Source organism: Clostridium sp. 001 (genome assembly GCF_019056555.1).
Classification (GTDB): domain Bacteria; phylum Bacillota; class Clostridia; order Clostridiales; family Clostridiaceae; genus Clostridium_B; species Clostridium_B ragsdalei.
The window spans coordinates 4,029,476-4,045,499 of sequence record NZ_CP020473.1 but is presented as its reverse complement, the minus strand read 5'-3'; the positions used below and the strand labels follow the sequence as shown (position 1 = coordinate 4,045,499).

Below are 16,024 nucleotides of genomic sequence, written 5' to 3'. Positions count from 1 at the left end.
TATTATCGAAAATTGCTATTAACTTCGCATATCTTCGTCAACCTTTTCGCTGTGGTGCTCATTTACATAAGTAAACTCTGCTCCTCGCTCAAATCTTTCCTCGATCTGCTCGTTACTATCAATTTTCTTATTATCATCATATCATCTTTAAAATGATACTTTACTACAAAGGTTATATTATAACCTTAGCTTTACTTTATTTCTTATTTACTGTGCAATTTTCAAAGGACAATTTTTCAATTTACATTCCTAATTGGTTGTAAACTGAAAGAAGAATCTATCTGATCCTTCAAAATTAAACAGAGTGAAAAATTGCTATTAACTTCGTATATCTTCGTCAAAATCATTCACTGCGGTACTCATTTACATTAGTAAACTCTGTTCCTCGCTTATGTTTTTCCTTGATATACTTGTTACTATCAATTTTTAAGTATTAACTTACTTAAACCATCAATTTATAAGATAGATTATACTCTATCTTTCGACTCCCTAGAAAGGAGGTGATCCAGCCGCAGGTTCTCCTACGGCTACCTTGTTACGACTTCACCCCAATTACTAACCCCACCTTCGGCCGCGTCCTCCTAAGTTAGACTACGGACTTCGGGTGTTGCCAGCTCTCATGGTGTGACGGGCGGTGTGTACAAGGCCCGGGAACGTATTCACCGCGACATTCTGATTCGCGATTACTAGCAACTCCAACTTCATGTAGGCGAGTTTCAGCCTGCAATCCGAACTGGGGGCAGTTTTTGAGGTTTGCTCCACCTTGCGGTCTTGCTTCTCTCTGTACTGCCCATTGTAGCACGTGTGTTGCCCTGGACATAAGGGGCATGATGATTTGACGTCATCCCCACCTTCCTCCGCGTTAACCGCGGCAGTCTTGCTAGAGTGCTCAACTAAATGTTAGCAACTAACAACAGGGGTTGCGCTCGTTGCAGGACTTAACCTAACATCTCACGACACGAGCTGACGACAACCATGCACCACCTGTATCCCTGCCCCGAAGGGCTTCTCTTATCTCTAAGATATTCAGGGTATGTCAAGTCCAGGTAAGGTTCTTCGCGTTGCTTCGAATTAAACCACATGCTCCGCTGCTTGTGCGGGCCCCCGTCAATTCCTTTGAGTTTTAATCTTGCGATCGTACTTCCCAGGCGGAGTACTTATTGTGTTTACTGCGGCACAGAAGGGGTCGATACCTCCTACACCTAGTACTCATCGTTTACGGCGTGGACTACCAGGGTATCTAATCCTGTTTGCTACCCACGCTTTCGTGCCTCAGCGTCAGTTACGGTCCAGAGAATCGCCTTCGCCACTGGTGTTCTTCCTAATCTCTACGCATTTCACCGCTACACTAGGAATTCCATTCTCCTCTCCCGCACTCTAGATATCCAGTTTGAAATGCAGTGCCCGGGTTAAGCCCGGGTATTTCACATCTCACTTAAATATCCGCCTACGCACTCTTTACGCCCAGTAATTCCGGACAACGCTCGCCACCTACGTATTACCGCGGCTGCTGGCACGTAGTTAGCCGTGGCTTCCTCCTTGGGTACCGTCATTATCGTCCCCAAAGACAGAGCTTTACAATCCGAAAACCTTCTTCACTCACGCGGCGTTGCTGCATCAGGCTTTCGCCCATTGTGCAATATTCCCCACTGCTGCCTCCCGTAGGAGTCTGGACCGTCTCTCAGTTCCAATGTGGCCGATCACCCTCTCAGGTCGGCTACGCATCGTCGCCTTGGTAGGCCGTTACCCTACCAACTAGCTAATGCGCCGCGGGTCCATCTCAAAGCGGATTACTCCTTTAAATCAATTTCCATGTGAAAACTGATTATTATGCGGTATTAATCTCCCTTTCGGGAGGCTATCCCCCTCTTTGAGGTAGGTTACCCACGTGTTACTCACCCGTCCGCCGCTAATCCACTCCCGAAGGAGCTTCATCGCTCGACTTGCATGTGTTAAGCACGCCGCCAGCGTTCGTCCTGAGCCAGGATCAAACTCTTAATTTAAAAGTTTATATGGCTCTATAGAAAATCAATACTAACTTCGCATTTCTGCGTCAAACCTTTCGCTGTGGTGCTCATTTACTTAAGTAAACTCCGCTCCTCGCTCGAGGTTTTCCTTGAACTACTCGTTATTATTGATTTTAGAAAATTGCTATTAGCTTCGCAATACTGCGTCAAAGCTTTCATTCCGGTGCTCAATTACGTTAGTAAGTTCCGCTCCTCATTCAAACTTTTCCTTGTCTTGCTCGCTACTACCAATTTTTAATATATTACATTTCAGCTTGTTAGTAAAATATAATACATTATTCTTACGAAATTACTTTTTTAGCTGCTCTCGCAGCTCAAAAGAATTGCTGGTTTATTCTAAATAAGTTATACTTATATCTTCCTCTGTTTAATTTTCAAGGATCATTTTGCTGTCTCACTTCGACAGCTTTTATAGTATATCATCTTTGTTTCAACCTGTCAACTAGTAATTTACTATGAATTAAACTTTCTAAGTTATCGTTCAGTTGCGACAGGAATTATATCTTATCACATCTATTTTATCATGTCAATTAGTAATTTATTTCCAGGCTATTTATTACATTATATATTCTTTTAGTAATATAATTAATAACTTTTATATAGTACTATGCAAACTGAATTGCTGTAATACTCTTGGTTGCGGGAGCAGGACTTGAACCTACGACCTTTGGGTTATGAGCCCAACGAGCTACCAACTGCTCCACCCCGCGTCATTATACATTTATATTAACAACTATCCTTGGTTGTACTGGCCGCTTCTCGAAGCGACAAGTCATATCTTATCATATATGCAGATATAAGCAATTAGCAATATTCGGTGTTTACCATACAATATTGCAGCAATACCTCATTATTCTTCTATATACCCAATAATTCATATAGTGACACACCTGACATAGTTTGCTGAAAATAAGTATTAACCCTCAATTAGTATCAGTCAGCTCATTATGAAAAAGAGATTAGCAATTAACTGCTAACCCCTTTTTATCACTTTATGTTGCTAACCACACCATTTAATACACTTTTTCTAATTGCATACTGCTCCTTATATATATTTGAATTGTTGGCATTTGGACTATATTTATTGATAATTTTTAGATTGCTGACAAGCGCCTTCTTTAAGTCCTCTATATCACCTGCTGCGTATGCACCAATAATACAATCTGTAAGTACAGCACCTCCTGAGACTTCTAGTGTAATTGTTTCACTTTGCATAATGTCTGCTTTAATTTGATTCCACAAATCATCTCTACTTCCACCCTCGGTAACGGTAATTCTGTCTATTTTGATACCAGCATTTCTATAATCATTTGTAATTTCCATATAATCATAAGCAATGGCCTCCAAAACAGACCTCCATAAAACAAATTGATCTGTATCCAAGGTCATGTTGAAAAAACAGCCTTTTATCTTTGAAAATTGACCATATCCACCAGTTAAATATGGTAAGAAAATCACACCATTGCATCCCGGTACAACCTTTTCCGCTCCTCTGCTAAGCAGTTTATAATAGCTATCATCATCAGATTTTTGACAAATGTTATCCTTAAACCAACGCAGTGCCAGACCTCCAGTTCTAACAAATCCCCAGTAAAAATATGTATTTTCTAAAGTACCGCTGTTAAAAATCAATTCACTTCCTCTTTGACTAAGCTCTGGAATAATCCCATTTGTAGAGACACAGAACATGGCACAAGTTCCTGCAACATCTACAGCCTTATTTGCTTCAAGAATTCCACTTCCCAGCATGGACTGCATTGTATCACCTGCACCAGCACAAATTGGTATGCCATGAGGACATCCCGTTTCCTTTGCCGCACTTTCCGATAACGTACCAATAATATTCCAGGGCCTTACAATCTTAGGCATATAGCTTTTAGCTATCCCTAATATATCAAGCTGTTTATCAGACCATTCCTTTTCATATACACAATATCCAAGGCCCCATCCCGACATAGTTCCCCAATCAACAAAAGCATCCTCACTCTCTAAACCTGCAAGATTCATCAAAATATAGGGAGCATTATGGACAAATTTTTTGCCTCTTTTTTGAAATTCTTTATTATTTGCTAAGATCCATCTTGCATGCAGTGCTGGAAACATACAGTTTGGATCAGCATTTCCTGTTTCCTTTCCCCAAATATCAAGATTCAATTTCTTAAGGACTTCAGCATCACTCTGTGTTCTTGAATCCAAATAGTTTATGTAAGGTGTAATTGCCTTTCCACTTTCATCTATACCCACAATTCCACAAATAATTCCATCCCCCATAATTGCTTTAATTAAGCTAGGATCAATTTCTTGTTTTTTTAACTGTTCTACGCACTGCTTCATGCCAAGCTTTGTAAGTAAAAGATATTCATCTGCGTCCATATCAACCCATCCTGGATGAGGATATTTTAAAGTTGTCTTATTTGACGATTTTGCTACACACTTCATATTTTTATCATATACAGCAACCTTTACACTTTGAGTTCCTGCATCAAAAGCAAGATAATAATGTTCCATTTTATATATTTAGTGAGAGATACATAGAAATTGCAACCTCCCCCTAAAATTCGCCTCTTTTCTTTATCATACTATCTAACGTTTAATTTTAAGCAAAATAAAATAACCCCTAGGTTCTCCTAGGGGATTGTAAACATAATAAACATGTCCATCTTGTTTATCCACCTTCTTTCATCCAGACTATACTGTCGGCTTCGGAATCTAACCGAATCTGCCATATGGCTCGCGGGCTGTACCGCCGATAGGGAATTTCACCCAACCCCGAAGGATATTCTATATAACTTTACCATTAATATATCATTGTGCTTTTTCTCTGTCAATGCTCATATGATTTTCTTAATCTACAAGTGCAATCATTTTCTTTCCAAATAACATATTAGTTAAGGCAATAGCTCGTCCAACACCGATAACTGCCACTAAAGTTCCAACGCCAATTCCAACAATTTTTCCAGCACACACCAAACCAATAACTACAGTGATTATAACACTTGATATATCTGTTATATTTTTTGCCAGTCCAAGTCCTTTCTTAGTTCGCTCTGCTAATGCCTGTGTAAAACCATCTGCAGCATTTGGAACAATCTTCATTTGAACTGTAATATATGCTCCAATTCCAGTGAGCATAATTGCTGCTGCAAGCAAAAGCAAATTCATTATTAAGTTATCACAATTTATAACTATTATATCATTAAAAATATTAATTATACGGCTAAATACAATACTCATGGGAACCTGTAGTAAGTCAAATGGACGAAATTCCTTTCCACGCAGGGCTGCTTGTCCAGCTACACACAGTATGTAAATACACATAGTTGCATTTCCCAAGTTTATATTCCAAATTTTTGAGATAGAATATGGTATGGAAATTATAGGTGATACTCCGAGACCTGTTTTTGTATTCAAAATAATTCCTAATGCAAGTATCACAAGTCCGATACAGTACATCATTCCTCGATAAAATTTTTTCATATGCATTCCTCGATTCTTAATTTTGCTATAAATTTACATTTTTAAATTTAACCACTCTATTTAGTAGAAATTATAAATTTTAGCTACTGTTTATTTACTTTTTTCACTTCCTTCGTATATTGTATATAAATAGTAACAATACTATTATATAAACTTTATAAATTAAAAATCAACTTATATGGATACATATTCTTACAATAATAAAGTTCATTTAAATATTTTGTACATAAGTCTTAGTAAAAATTTTATGAAAATCTATGACACTTTTAATTACTCTCGAACCTTTTCTTTAACATATTTCCAACATTCAGACAGGATAATATACTTTGCAAAGGGCAATATATAAATGGTCATTATTTAAGGAGGTGTCTATATATGAGTATATTAAATGGATTTTGGGGAAACAATGATGATAATAAAAGAGATACTGACGAGGATGAAGCAAAACTTCGTCTCCGTAAGGAAGAACTTGACATTACTAAAAATAAAGTTCAAAAAGGTGAAGTAGAGCTTAGCAAAGAAATCATAGAAGAGAAAAAAAGTGTAGATGTCCCTGTAACACGTGAAGAAGTCGTAATTGAAAGAAGAAATCTAGACAATGAAGCCTCCGATTCTCCTATAACTGATGAGGAAAGTATTAAAATTCCTGTCAGTGAAGAAAAAGTTGATGTAAATAAGCACACAGTGGTATCAGGAGAAGTTTCAGCTCATAAGCGTGCCATAGAAAATACAGAGCATATAGATGAAACTCTTAAACGAGAAGAAGTTAAAGTAAATAAAATTGGCGATCCTAATGTAGTTGACAGTACAAGTAACCAGAGCTAGTTAAATTTGAGACACCTCACAAATTGTACACAATTCGTGAGGTGTCTTTCTAAACAATTGGAGGACAAAACTTATGGTAAATACAAATAATAGTACAACTCTTGAAATTAAAAAAGAACAACTTGATATAGCAAAAAAGTGGATACAAACAGGAAACGTAAAAATTCATAAAGAGACTTTCACAGAAGAAAAAAATTTTACTATACCTGTTGTACACGAAGAACTTGTAATTGAGAAAGAGACCTTTGCCTCAGCTGATGTACAACGTAAAAATATTTCTACTGAATTTATACGCATCCCTTTGAGTGAGGAACAGGTGGATTTTTCAAAACATAAAGTCATTTTAAAAGATGTATCCATATATAAACAACAAATTGAAGAAATCCATCATATTGAAGAAACCTTAAAAAAGGAGGAAGCTAAGATTAAAGTCTCCGGATCTCCAAGTGTGATTGACAATAAAAAATGAATTATACTACCTTTTCAATAAATATCTTTACAAGTTTTGGATCAAATTGAATACCTGCATTCTTAACAAGCTCTTCTACAGCTATCTCTTTTGATAAAGCACTTCTATAAGCCCTTTCACTTATCATAGCATCAAAAGCATCGGCTATTGCAATTATTCTTGATTTTAATGGAATTTGATCTCCTTTAAGTCCTTTAGGATAGCCCTTTCCGTCCCATCTTTCATGATGTGCTAGAACATACTCTGACATCTCCGCCATATCATTAACAGAACTTAAAATACGATAGCCTATTTCCGGATGGCGTTTAATTTCTTCCCACTCTTCATCGATAAGCTTACCTGGTTTATTTAAAATGTTCTCATCTATGGCAACTTTTCCTATATCATGTAACAACCCTACAGTTTTTAGTTCTTGTATTTCACCATCTGGTAAATTCATAGCCTTTCCTAAAAGATTACAATATTCAGATACCCTATGAGAATGTTGTTCCTCTCTTTTATTTTTTTCATGCAATGTATTTATAATAGCACTAATTGTTTTTCCTCTCATACTTGGGCTCTCAAAAAGTTTCTTTTTGTACATAAAATCCTCTGCTTTTTTCAGTACTTCAAATACATCCTCCTCTTCATGGTACTTTGCTGCAAATCCAAAAGAAATTGAAAGATTTATTGACTCTACCTTCTCCTTTGAAGCTAATTCAGAAATACGCCTAAGTATTTTGCCTGCTTCAAGTTCATTTGTCTTTGGAAGCAGTATTACAAACTCATCTCCTCCTACACGTGATATTATACCTTTATCACCACAGGCATTAAGCATTACCGATGAAACCTTTTTCAACAATTCGTCACCAGCAGCATGTCCAAATGAATCATTTATTAGCTTTAATCCATTAACATCGGCCATAACGATAGTAAGAGGAAGGTTTTCTTTGTTATTTAATCTTTCAAGCTCTTCTTCAAAAAACCTCCTATTGTATAGTCTTGTAAGTTGATCGTTGTAGCTTAGGAATTCAATTTTCTTTTGATTTTTTCTTTCATCTGTAATATCTCTGCTTATTGCAATAACTTCATTTTCTCTACATTTGACTATCCGAAGTTCATAATATTTCTTACCTACTGGCATATCAACTTCGTATTGAAAACTTTCCAAAGAATTATTTTTAAGAGCAGCCTTAATTTTCTCAAAACCAGCTTCAGCTATTTTAGGTGGAAGTACATCCCAAAGAGTTTTTCCTATGAACTCATTTTTAGGCATTATTAGCACAGAAGTATCTTTTATTTGACAGTCTTTGAAAACAGCATTTTCATCTACAATAAAGATAATATCTGGAATAGCGGTTACTATTGCTCTATTTCGTTCTTCACTTTTCTTTAAATTTTCTTCACTTTTCATTAGCCTATAATATTGACTTCGAAGTTCTTCTTCTATTGCAACTAATTCATTATAAGAAGCCTCTATTTCTTCATTTGATACCAGCAACTCCTGTTTACTCTTTTTTAAAGCCTCATTTGCTTCTAATAGTTCCTTTGTACGTACAGCAACCCTTTTTTTAAGAGTTCTATTCCATAATATTAATAGAAGCATACTTGCCACTGATACCATTATTAAGCCTCTATACTCTATTACTGTCTGATAGAAGGTTTTTTCTTCATAAACCCCCAACCACTTATTATATATTTCATCATATTTTCCTGTAGCCTTAAGTACTTGCAAACCACCATTAAGAGCAAATAGTAAATTATCATTTCCCTTTTTTACAGCAATGCAGTAATCATCAGGGTTAATAACTAACCCATTACCCTTTATGTTTGAAATCTTATCTTTTTTCATAAAATAGTGGCCTATTACAGCTGAAACTACTGCATAGTCATATTTGTTCATAGAGACAAGTTTAAGTGCCTCCTCAGATGAATGAACTTCAATAAAGTTAATATTAAGATTTTGCTTTTTTAGATATTCTTCTGATATCTCTTTAGCTTGAACTACTACTGTCTTTCCTCTTAGCTCACTTATATTTCTTATACTTTTGCCATTTTTCGTAAATACATCAGCACCAGTTATTGTAGTCTTTGTTGTAAAAGAATACTCTTTTTCCCTATCTTTAGAATGGAACATACCTGCTATGACATCTATTTTACCGCTTTCAAGTTCATCCATAGCTTCACTCCAGACACCTAATTTAATCTTTACCTTAAATCCCATAGCCTCTGCTGCAGCCTTAGCAAGTTCTACATCAAAGCCAGTTGGATTACCATTTTCATCTATGAAGCTATATGGTGGATAATCTTTATCATCACCTATTATTATTGTTCTGTCTGCTTTTTTTTCATCATTACTTAGCACCTTGTAAATAGTTTCTTTATTAGGATCCACACTTTCCCTATTATCAGCAAACACTGCTTTTCCATAATTATTACCCAATAAGCAAGTTAATATTGCAATAACTACTATAATAAATACTTTAAGTTTTATTCCAATCATGCCCCCTTTCCTTTACAGTCATTTACATTTTACTGTTGCATTGAAAAGTATGTATGTTTTTACATTTATTTTTTATCTGATGGCTACCTACTGTAACACTCCCACTTCTATCAAAGTGGGAGATATTAGAACTCTTGAGCTTCAGCGATTTAGAGTTCTTATGCTGTGCATAACAGTAGCTACGCCCCTAGATAATTCATCTAAACTTAGTGAGAGAAACAAACTTCCACTAAGTAAGATTCATTGATATCAAAATAGTACATTTTTTATAAGTATATCAGATTTATTAAACTTCTACACTAACATTTTCTACTATATAAAGTAAAAAATCACTACAGGAACTTAATCCTATAGTAATTTTTATTTTATCCCATCTATTCTATTTTACACAAACCTATGGATGTTCCCTAGCTATGATAAAAATCATTAGATTTTCCAGTATAACTATCTCCATTGCTCCATTTAAAACTGCCTTGGCCTTGTTTTTTATTATTTATTGTAGAATTACTCAATACCTTTAGGATCTAGTCATTTGTAATCATATGCTGTCAATATGTTTTCATATTCAAAATTGAAAAAGCACTGCCATATAATTTGAACTGTGCCCTGTCTACTTGACAGAGCACAGTTCATTATAAATGATAGTGCTTTTTATATAACTTATCCTATTTCAATTTTATTTTGGTTATCATTGTCCTGCTCTAGCATATCAGCTGGAACCTTTTTCTTAAGTGTAAGCATAGTAACACCTGCAATTACCAGCGATACAGCCAAGCACATATATGCCACTGTATAAGAGCCTGTACTAGTTTTTACAAAGCCAACAAAATAAGGTCCAGTAAAGCCTCCTAAATTTCCTATAGAGTTAATTAGGCCAGTAGCACCAGCTGCTGCAGGACCAGATAAAAATGACGTAGGTACTGCCCACCATACTCCCATTCCTACATATACACCAATTGCAGTAACACAAGTGAATATAAAGCTTAATACAGGATTAGAAACCAAAGCTCCTAATGCCATACCTACAGCACCAATAAAAAGTGGAATAGCTACATGCCATCTTCTTTCTCCTGTCTTTGAGGTAGAATTACCATTAATTATGAAACCAATAAGTGCTGCTGTCATTGGTATTATAATTAGCCAGCTGACACTAGAATTACTCAATCCTGATACTGATTTGAGTACTGTTGGCAGCCAAAATCCAAATCCCCAAAATCCTGTAACCCACATAAAATATATAAAACATAATTTGAGAACGGTCTTATCTTTTAAGGCTTCCCATAATGTATATTTCTTTATTGAATTTTTTACAGCAATTTCTCTTTCATATTCTGTTCTTATTGTCTTTTTTTCTTCTGAAGTTAACCAATTGACATCTTCAGGTGAATCCTTGAGCCAAAAAATAAGAATGATTCCATAAATAAAGGCCATAGTTCCTTCTAAAATAAATAACATCTGCCAACCTTTAAATCCAAAAGCTGCAATACCTAATATTATGCCCGCTAAAGGAGAACCAATAATACTTGAAACCAACATTGAAGTTAAAAGTATTGAAAGTGCCTTAGGCCTCTCCTTTGCATTAAACCAACGAGGAACAATAGCTGAGTAACAAACTGGATAAAAACTTGCTTCTGCAGCTCCTACTAAAAAACGAACAATATAAAATTGAAGTTCCGTATGTACAAAACCCATAAGAGCAGTAACTATACCCCAAGTAAGCATGATTCTAACAACCCATTTACTTGGACTTCGCTTCTCTGCAAATACAGTTCCAGGTACCTCAAACACTACGTACCCAAAAAATAGAATTCCTGCTCCCATTCCAAAAACCTGAGCAGTAAATCCCAGATCTTTATTCATCGTCAAAGCAGCATAGGATATATTGAGTCTGTCAATATACGCCAGCATAGATGCGATAAACAATGGTAAAATAACATTTAAATATTTTCTTTTAGTAACACTACCTTTAATATTCATAAGATAAAGCCCCCTTCTTTTACTCCTGTATAATCATATTTCTATATTGTAATTTGCCCCAATTTTTCTAATATTCTAATATTAATTTATCCTCCTCTCCTATTACACATATTTTAATGAATAAAAAAATCTTTCATCCTTATAAACACATTTTTAAATATGTTCATAAGGACGAAAGATATATTTCCGTGGTACCACCTTATTTGCAATTAGATATACCAATTGCCTCTCAATTTAGGTCAACTTTAAATAAAAAACTTTATTTAATCATGAACCCTAACCATATATCGTTGGTATACGTCCTCATTTACTTGGCAAAAGCCTTTCTACTTGGAAACTCCGGAGTGATTTGCATATTTTCATTAACACCAACTTGCACCAAACGCTGGCTCTCTTAAGTTAATACATTAAATATTTCTTTCTCCATCACAGTTTATGGTATTAAGTGTATTATTTTTTTTTGAGATTGTCAAATGTTTTTTGGAATATTTATCTGACTCTAAGAATCACTTGATATCTTAAATTTTTGAACCATCTCATTAAGTTTTTGAGCAAGTTCTGCTTGACTTTGTGCAGTTTTCGATACCTCTACTATTGCTTTTGTTGTTTCATCAATACTTGCCTTTATTGCTTCTGAATGTTCACTAGAGTTCTGTGAATTTTCTGCCATATTCTGCACTGCATTACTTACTTGACTCACTGTGGCTGTAAGCTCTTCAGACATAGATGCAATTTCCTCAGACATTCTGCTAACAAAATCAGAATCACTGTAATATTGACTCCCCATGTTTCCAAAATCCTGAAATTGTGGATCTACATCTTCATTTATAAATTTTAATACATCATTACCATTTTTAGATATATTTTTAAATGCATCCTGAACCTTTACAATAGTATCTTGAATACCTGTTACTGCTTGTGAAGATTGTTCTGCAAGTTCTCTTACCTCTTCTGCAACTACTGCAAATCCTTTGCCTTGTTCTCCAGCCCTAGCAGCCTCTATAGCGGCATTTAGGGCAAGTAAGTTTGTCTGCCCTGATATATCTGCAATAGTGTCTGCCATAATCCTTATATCATCTACTATTTTTCCCTCTTCAATTGCCTGCAGCATATGATTTTTCTTCTCTTCATATAAGTTTCGTACTTCTTTTATTGCATCCTTACCTTTTTTCTTAACTTTAACAGCTCTTTCTTTAGACTGGTTTGCATTATTGCTTCCTTCTGCAGCTTTACCAGACAGTTCATTAATACTCGAATTCACTTCTTCAATAGATGCTGTTATTTCTTCTGATGACGCACTATTTTCTTCAATTCCAGATGTTATATTCTTTACTGCACCATCTATCTCCTCTGCTTTTGCTGATAACTCTTCTACTGTAGCAGAAAGTTCTTCACTAGATGCACTAATCTCCTGTGAATTTGACATTATTCCTTTAACTAGCTCAGTTAAATCTTTCTGCATCATATATACTACGTCGGCAAGTTCTCCTATTTCATCTTTACGTCCAAGTGGTACAACTGTAGTAAAATCTCCTTTGGCTATAACTTTTATATTTTCTACAGCTAATTTCAAAGGACCTGCTATACATGAATTTAGCAATAAAGATAAGCCTATAGCAAATACTAGTCCAACTATTATTAGTATAGTCATAATCTTATTGCTGCTTAAAAATACAGCATGGTTATTAGAATTTTTGATTTTTGCATTGTCAGTGTTTACACTAATTAGCTTATCAAGACTTGAAAACATGGCATCTCTTGTAGTTGCTATCTGCCCGTATTGTTTAACTGCCTTATCAAAATTTCCTGCATCAATAAGCTTAATAGTATTTTTCCTTAAAGTTATGTACTTATTAACGTAACTTTTAAATGTAGACCACATTTGTTTTTCTGTGTCATTCTTAGGAAGCTTTTCATAATTTTCTATATATTTCTCATCTTCATCTTTATTTAGTTGGATATCTTTTTCTAAATCACTTTTTTTTGAAGCATCTTTCACATAAACTAATTGCAGCATATCGCTTTTTATTTCCGTTAAATTTTGTTCCATATCTGTAAGCATATAAACACTCTGTAATCTATTGCTGTACATCTCTTCAGAATTTACATTCACTGTCCTTAGTGACATTATACCTATAGCACCAACTACAGCAATTAATAAAGCCATTATAATAAAAGATAACATCAATTTTGTTCTTACTTTAATATTTTCAAAAAAATTCACCTTGATTCCCCCTATTTACTTTGATTTTTTAATAAATCTTCCATTTTATTTTCTTTAAGCGGTTTACTAAAATAGTAACCTTGAATCAAATTACATCCCAAACCAATAATTTCATCTAACTGTTCTCTTGTCTCCACACCTTCAGTGATTACTTTATATTTTAAATACTTTGATAATTTAACTATGCTGCCAATTACAGCTTTGTTTTTATCATTATGGATATTAGAAATAAATGACTTATCTATTTTTAACGTATTAACTGCTAAATTAATTAAATAGCTCAAAGAAGAATATCCTGTTCCAAAATCGTCTATTGCAATGCTTACGCCGCTTTCCATAAGCTCATTTAATAATTCAATTCTGTCTTCTCCAATTTCAATTAAAGTTCTCTCCGTTATTTCTATTTCAAGTAAAGAAGGTTCTACATTGTGCTTTGCACATATGTTTAATATATTCATCTTAAAATCACTTTTTTCTAATTGAATTGGAGATACATTTACAGATATCGTCCTAAATTTATAACCTTTTTCTTTCCATGCACAAGCAGTATCTAAGGCTTTATTTAAAACCCAGTTTCCAATTTGTACAATGTATCCATTATCTTCAGCTACAGGAATGAATTCAGCAGGAGGTACATTGCCAAGTTTATTATTATTCCACCTTAAAAGTGCCTCAAAGCCGATAATTTTATTATTTAAAGCATTAATTTGAGGCTGATAAAAAATATCTAATTCGTTATTAATAATTGAATTCTTCAGCTCACTATCAATTAAAATTTTTCTAAAATAGGGTTGTGCCTTTTGTTTATCAAAAAAAGTACACTCATTTTTTCCCTTACCCTTAGATTTATATACTGCAAAATTGCAAAACTTTAATAGCTCATCTGGATCAGAGCTATCATCTGGAAAAACAGTTACCCCTAAACTTGTACTAATATAAATTTCTTTACCCATTATTCGAAAAGACTTTTTTAAACATTTATGAATTTTATTACACATTTTCTCTATTTTTTTTATATCATTAAACTCATAAATTAGTATTGCAAATTCGTCCCCTTCTAACCTGAATAATTCACCTTGCTTACCAAGTAATACAGTAATTGATTTTGCAAATGATTTTAAAATCCAATCACCAAGGTGGTGCCCAAAATTATGATTTATAATTTTCAAATTATCGATATCAATATATATAAGTGCACCTTTTTTATTATGAATTTCAGCCATTTTTATTGAATTATTGAGTTTTATCAAAAAAAATTCCCTATTAGGTAACTTAGTAAGACTATCCCATCTATCATAAAACTTCATATTTGTGATATTAAATATTAATACACCTAGTACACCAGAACTTTCTGTTTCATCTTTAAATATTTTCCCCTTAAGTAAAACCCATTTAATTTCTCCACATTTAGTCTTTATTCTAAATGTACTTCGATAAAATTCTAGAGATCCATTAATGTAATCATCTAAATCTTGTATTGCCATCATTTTGTCTTTTTCATAAGTTATAATATTAATAAATTCATTCATACTTTTGATAGAGTTAAATTCATATCCTGTTATTTTTTCAGAAACAACCATTTCGCCTGTATCTATATTCCATTTGCAGACTCCAAGATTCCCCATATTAAGTGCATATGTATACACGTTGTCATTTTCCAAATTATATTTATCGTTTCTACACATTTTACAATCCTTATCTATGCAAATAATTTTTCTTCTAAACTATTTAACACTACTGGTATTTGTTTATTTAAATGCTCATTCCTCACCATGTGATTAATATTTTGACTTATTTTTTTATCTACATTATTATTTATTTAGACGAAATAAATATATTGTACAATTATTTTGAAAAGAGGAAACTAAATGGAAAGAAATGGTGACAGAAAAATAAAATATCTTACTCAGGAGGAAACAAAGAGCCTTTTCAACGCTATCATTAATTTAGATAATATACATGCAGTTAGAAACTTAGCAATTTTTAGAGTTGCTTATAGGTGTGGGTTAAGAGCATCGGAAATTGCTTTAATTAAATTAGAAGATTACAACTCTTCAAAAGGTGAACTTTACTGTAAAAGACTAAAAGGCAGCTGCAATAATACCATAAGACTTGATAATAAGACAAAAGATGCATTAGATAAATATATACATGAAAGCAATTTGTCATCTAATTCTGAAGTTATATTTAAAAGTCAAAAAAATAGACCTATTTCCAGGCAAACTCTTGATTATCTTATGAAAAAATATTGTTCTTACTCTAATATTCCTGATAAAAGTAAATATCATTTTCATTCTTTAAAGCATACTACAGCAGTTCATTTAGCAGAATCTGATATGGATATAAAAGAGCTGCAATGGTGGCTTGGACATAGATCTGTTACTAATACAGAAATTTACTTTCAATTTACGACCAAGCAGCAAGAAAAAATGTATTCCAAGCTTGAAGAAAAAAGTGAAATGGTCTAGAAATATCTAAATTTAAAGCTAAAGTGCAAATATAGCATTTTAGCTTTAAGTTTATATTGACATAAAAAAACTAGA

At 33.9% G+C, this 16,024-nt stretch carries 9 protein-coding genes, 1 tRNA gene, 1 rRNA gene, 1 riboswitch and 1 other annotated feature; of the genes, 3 read left to right on the top strand and 8 right to left on the bottom strand.

What is annotated here, in order from left to right; all coding sequences use genetic code 11:
- Positions 1-493 precede the first annotated feature (493 nt).
- The 4 genes from B5S50_RS18900 to B5S50_RS18885 form a co-directional block, all read right to left on the bottom strand.
- A 16S ribosomal RNA gene (locus B5S50_RS18900) occupies positions 494-2,003 on the bottom strand.
- A 658-nt stretch (positions 2,004-2,661) separates the two neighbouring features.
- Positions 2,662-2,737, bottom strand: a tRNA-Met gene (locus B5S50_RS18895).
- Positions 2,738-3,014: 277 nt separating this feature from the next.
- The gene (locus B5S50_RS18890; RefSeq protein ID WP_065078305.1) at positions 3,015-4,535 is read right to left on the bottom strand and encodes an FGGY-family carbohydrate kinase; all 1,521 of its coding nucleotides are present in this window, start codon (positions 4,533-4,535) and stop codon (positions 3,015-3,017) included.
- Between the two features lie 159 nt (positions 4,536-4,694).
- Positions 4,695-4,808, bottom strand: a riboswitch (FMN riboswitch).
- A 63-nt stretch (positions 4,809-4,871) separates the two neighbouring features.
- Complete coding sequence (locus B5S50_RS18885) at positions 4,872-5,504, bottom strand: YitT family protein (RefSeq protein ID WP_065078306.1); 633 nt, start codon at positions 5,502-5,504, stop codon at positions 4,872-4,874.
- A 375-nt stretch (positions 5,505-5,879) separates the two neighbouring features.
- On the opposite strand from B5S50_RS18885, the gene B5S50_RS18880 reads away from it, so the two are divergent.
- Both B5S50_RS18880 and B5S50_RS18875 read left to right on the top strand, forming a co-directional pair.
- The gene (locus B5S50_RS18880; protein WP_217302552.1) at positions 5,880-6,329 is read left to right on the top strand and encodes a YsnF/AvaK domain-containing protein; all 450 of its coding nucleotides are present in this window, start codon (positions 5,880-5,882) and stop codon (positions 6,327-6,329) included.
- Between the two features lie 73 nt (positions 6,330-6,402).
- Positions 6,403-6,798 (top strand): YsnF/AvaK domain-containing protein, encoded by a 396-nt coding sequence (locus B5S50_RS18875; protein ID WP_065078308.1) that lies wholly within the window; start codon positions 6,403-6,405, stop codon positions 6,796-6,798.
- 1 nt (position 6,799) lies between these two features.
- Here B5S50_RS18875 and B5S50_RS18870 read toward each other — a convergent pair whose 3' ends face one another.
- From B5S50_RS18870 to B5S50_RS18855, 4 genes are all read right to left on the bottom strand, one after another.
- Positions 6,800-9,280, bottom strand: a complete 2,481-nt coding sequence (locus tag B5S50_RS18870) for a transporter substrate-binding domain-containing protein (protein WP_065078309.1) — start codon at positions 9,278-9,280, stop codon at positions 6,800-6,802.
- A gap of 660 nt (positions 9,281-9,940) precedes the next feature.
- On the bottom strand, positions 9,941-11,257 hold the full coding sequence (locus B5S50_RS18865; protein ID WP_065078310.1) for an MFS transporter: 1,317 nt from the start codon (positions 11,255-11,257) through the stop codon (positions 9,941-9,943).
- A 164-nt stretch (positions 11,258-11,421) separates the two neighbouring features.
- Positions 11,422-11,696: a binding site (T-box leader), on the bottom strand.
- Positions 11,697-11,756: 60 nt separating this feature from the next.
- Complete coding sequence (locus tag B5S50_RS18860) at positions 11,757-13,481, bottom strand: methyl-accepting chemotaxis protein (RefSeq protein ID WP_217302551.1); 1,725 nt, start codon at positions 13,479-13,481, stop codon at positions 11,757-11,759.
- Positions 13,482-13,492: 11 nt separating this feature from the next.
- Positions 13,493-15,166: a GGDEF and EAL domain-containing protein gene (locus B5S50_RS18855; RefSeq protein WP_217302550.1), complete on the bottom strand. Its 1,674-nt coding sequence runs from the start codon at positions 15,164-15,166 to the stop codon at positions 13,493-13,495.
- Positions 15,167-15,349: 183 nt separating this feature from the next.
- On the opposite strand from B5S50_RS18855, the gene B5S50_RS18850 reads away from it, so the two are divergent.
- The gene (locus tag B5S50_RS18850) at positions 15,350-15,949 is read left to right on the top strand and encodes a tyrosine-type recombinase/integrase (RefSeq protein WP_065078313.1); all 600 of its coding nucleotides are present in this window, start codon (positions 15,350-15,352) and stop codon (positions 15,947-15,949) included.
- Positions 15,950-16,024: the final 75 nt, after the last annotated feature.

Coding starts and splice junctions, on each gene's coding strand:
- B5S50_RS18880 (WP_217302552.1), top strand. CDS start 5,880: ATGAGTATATTAAATGGATTTTGGGGAAACAATGATGATAATAAAAGA.
- B5S50_RS18865 (WP_065078310.1), bottom strand. CDS start 11,257: ATGAATATTAAAGGTAGTGTTACTAAAAGAAAATATTTAAATGTTATT.
- B5S50_RS18850 (WP_065078313.1), top strand. CDS start 15,350: ATGGAAAGAAATGGTGACAGAAAAATAAAATATCTTACTCAGGAGGAA.
- B5S50_RS18875 (WP_065078308.1), top strand. CDS start 6,403: ATGGTAAATACAAATAATAGTACAACTCTTGAAATTAAAAAAGAACAA.
- B5S50_RS18885 (WP_065078306.1), bottom strand. CDS start 5,504: ATGAAAAAATTTTATCGAGGAATGATGTACTGTATCGGACTTGTGATA.
- B5S50_RS18855 (WP_217302550.1), bottom strand. CDS start 15,166: ATGTGTAGAAACGATAAATATAATTTGGAAAATGACAACGTGTATACA.
- B5S50_RS18870 (WP_065078309.1), bottom strand. CDS start 9,280: ATGATTGGAATAAAACTTAAAGTATTTATTATAGTAGTTATTGCAATA.
- B5S50_RS18890 (WP_065078305.1), bottom strand. CDS start 4,535: ATGGAACATTATTATCTTGCTTTTGATGCAGGAACTCAAAGTGTAAAG.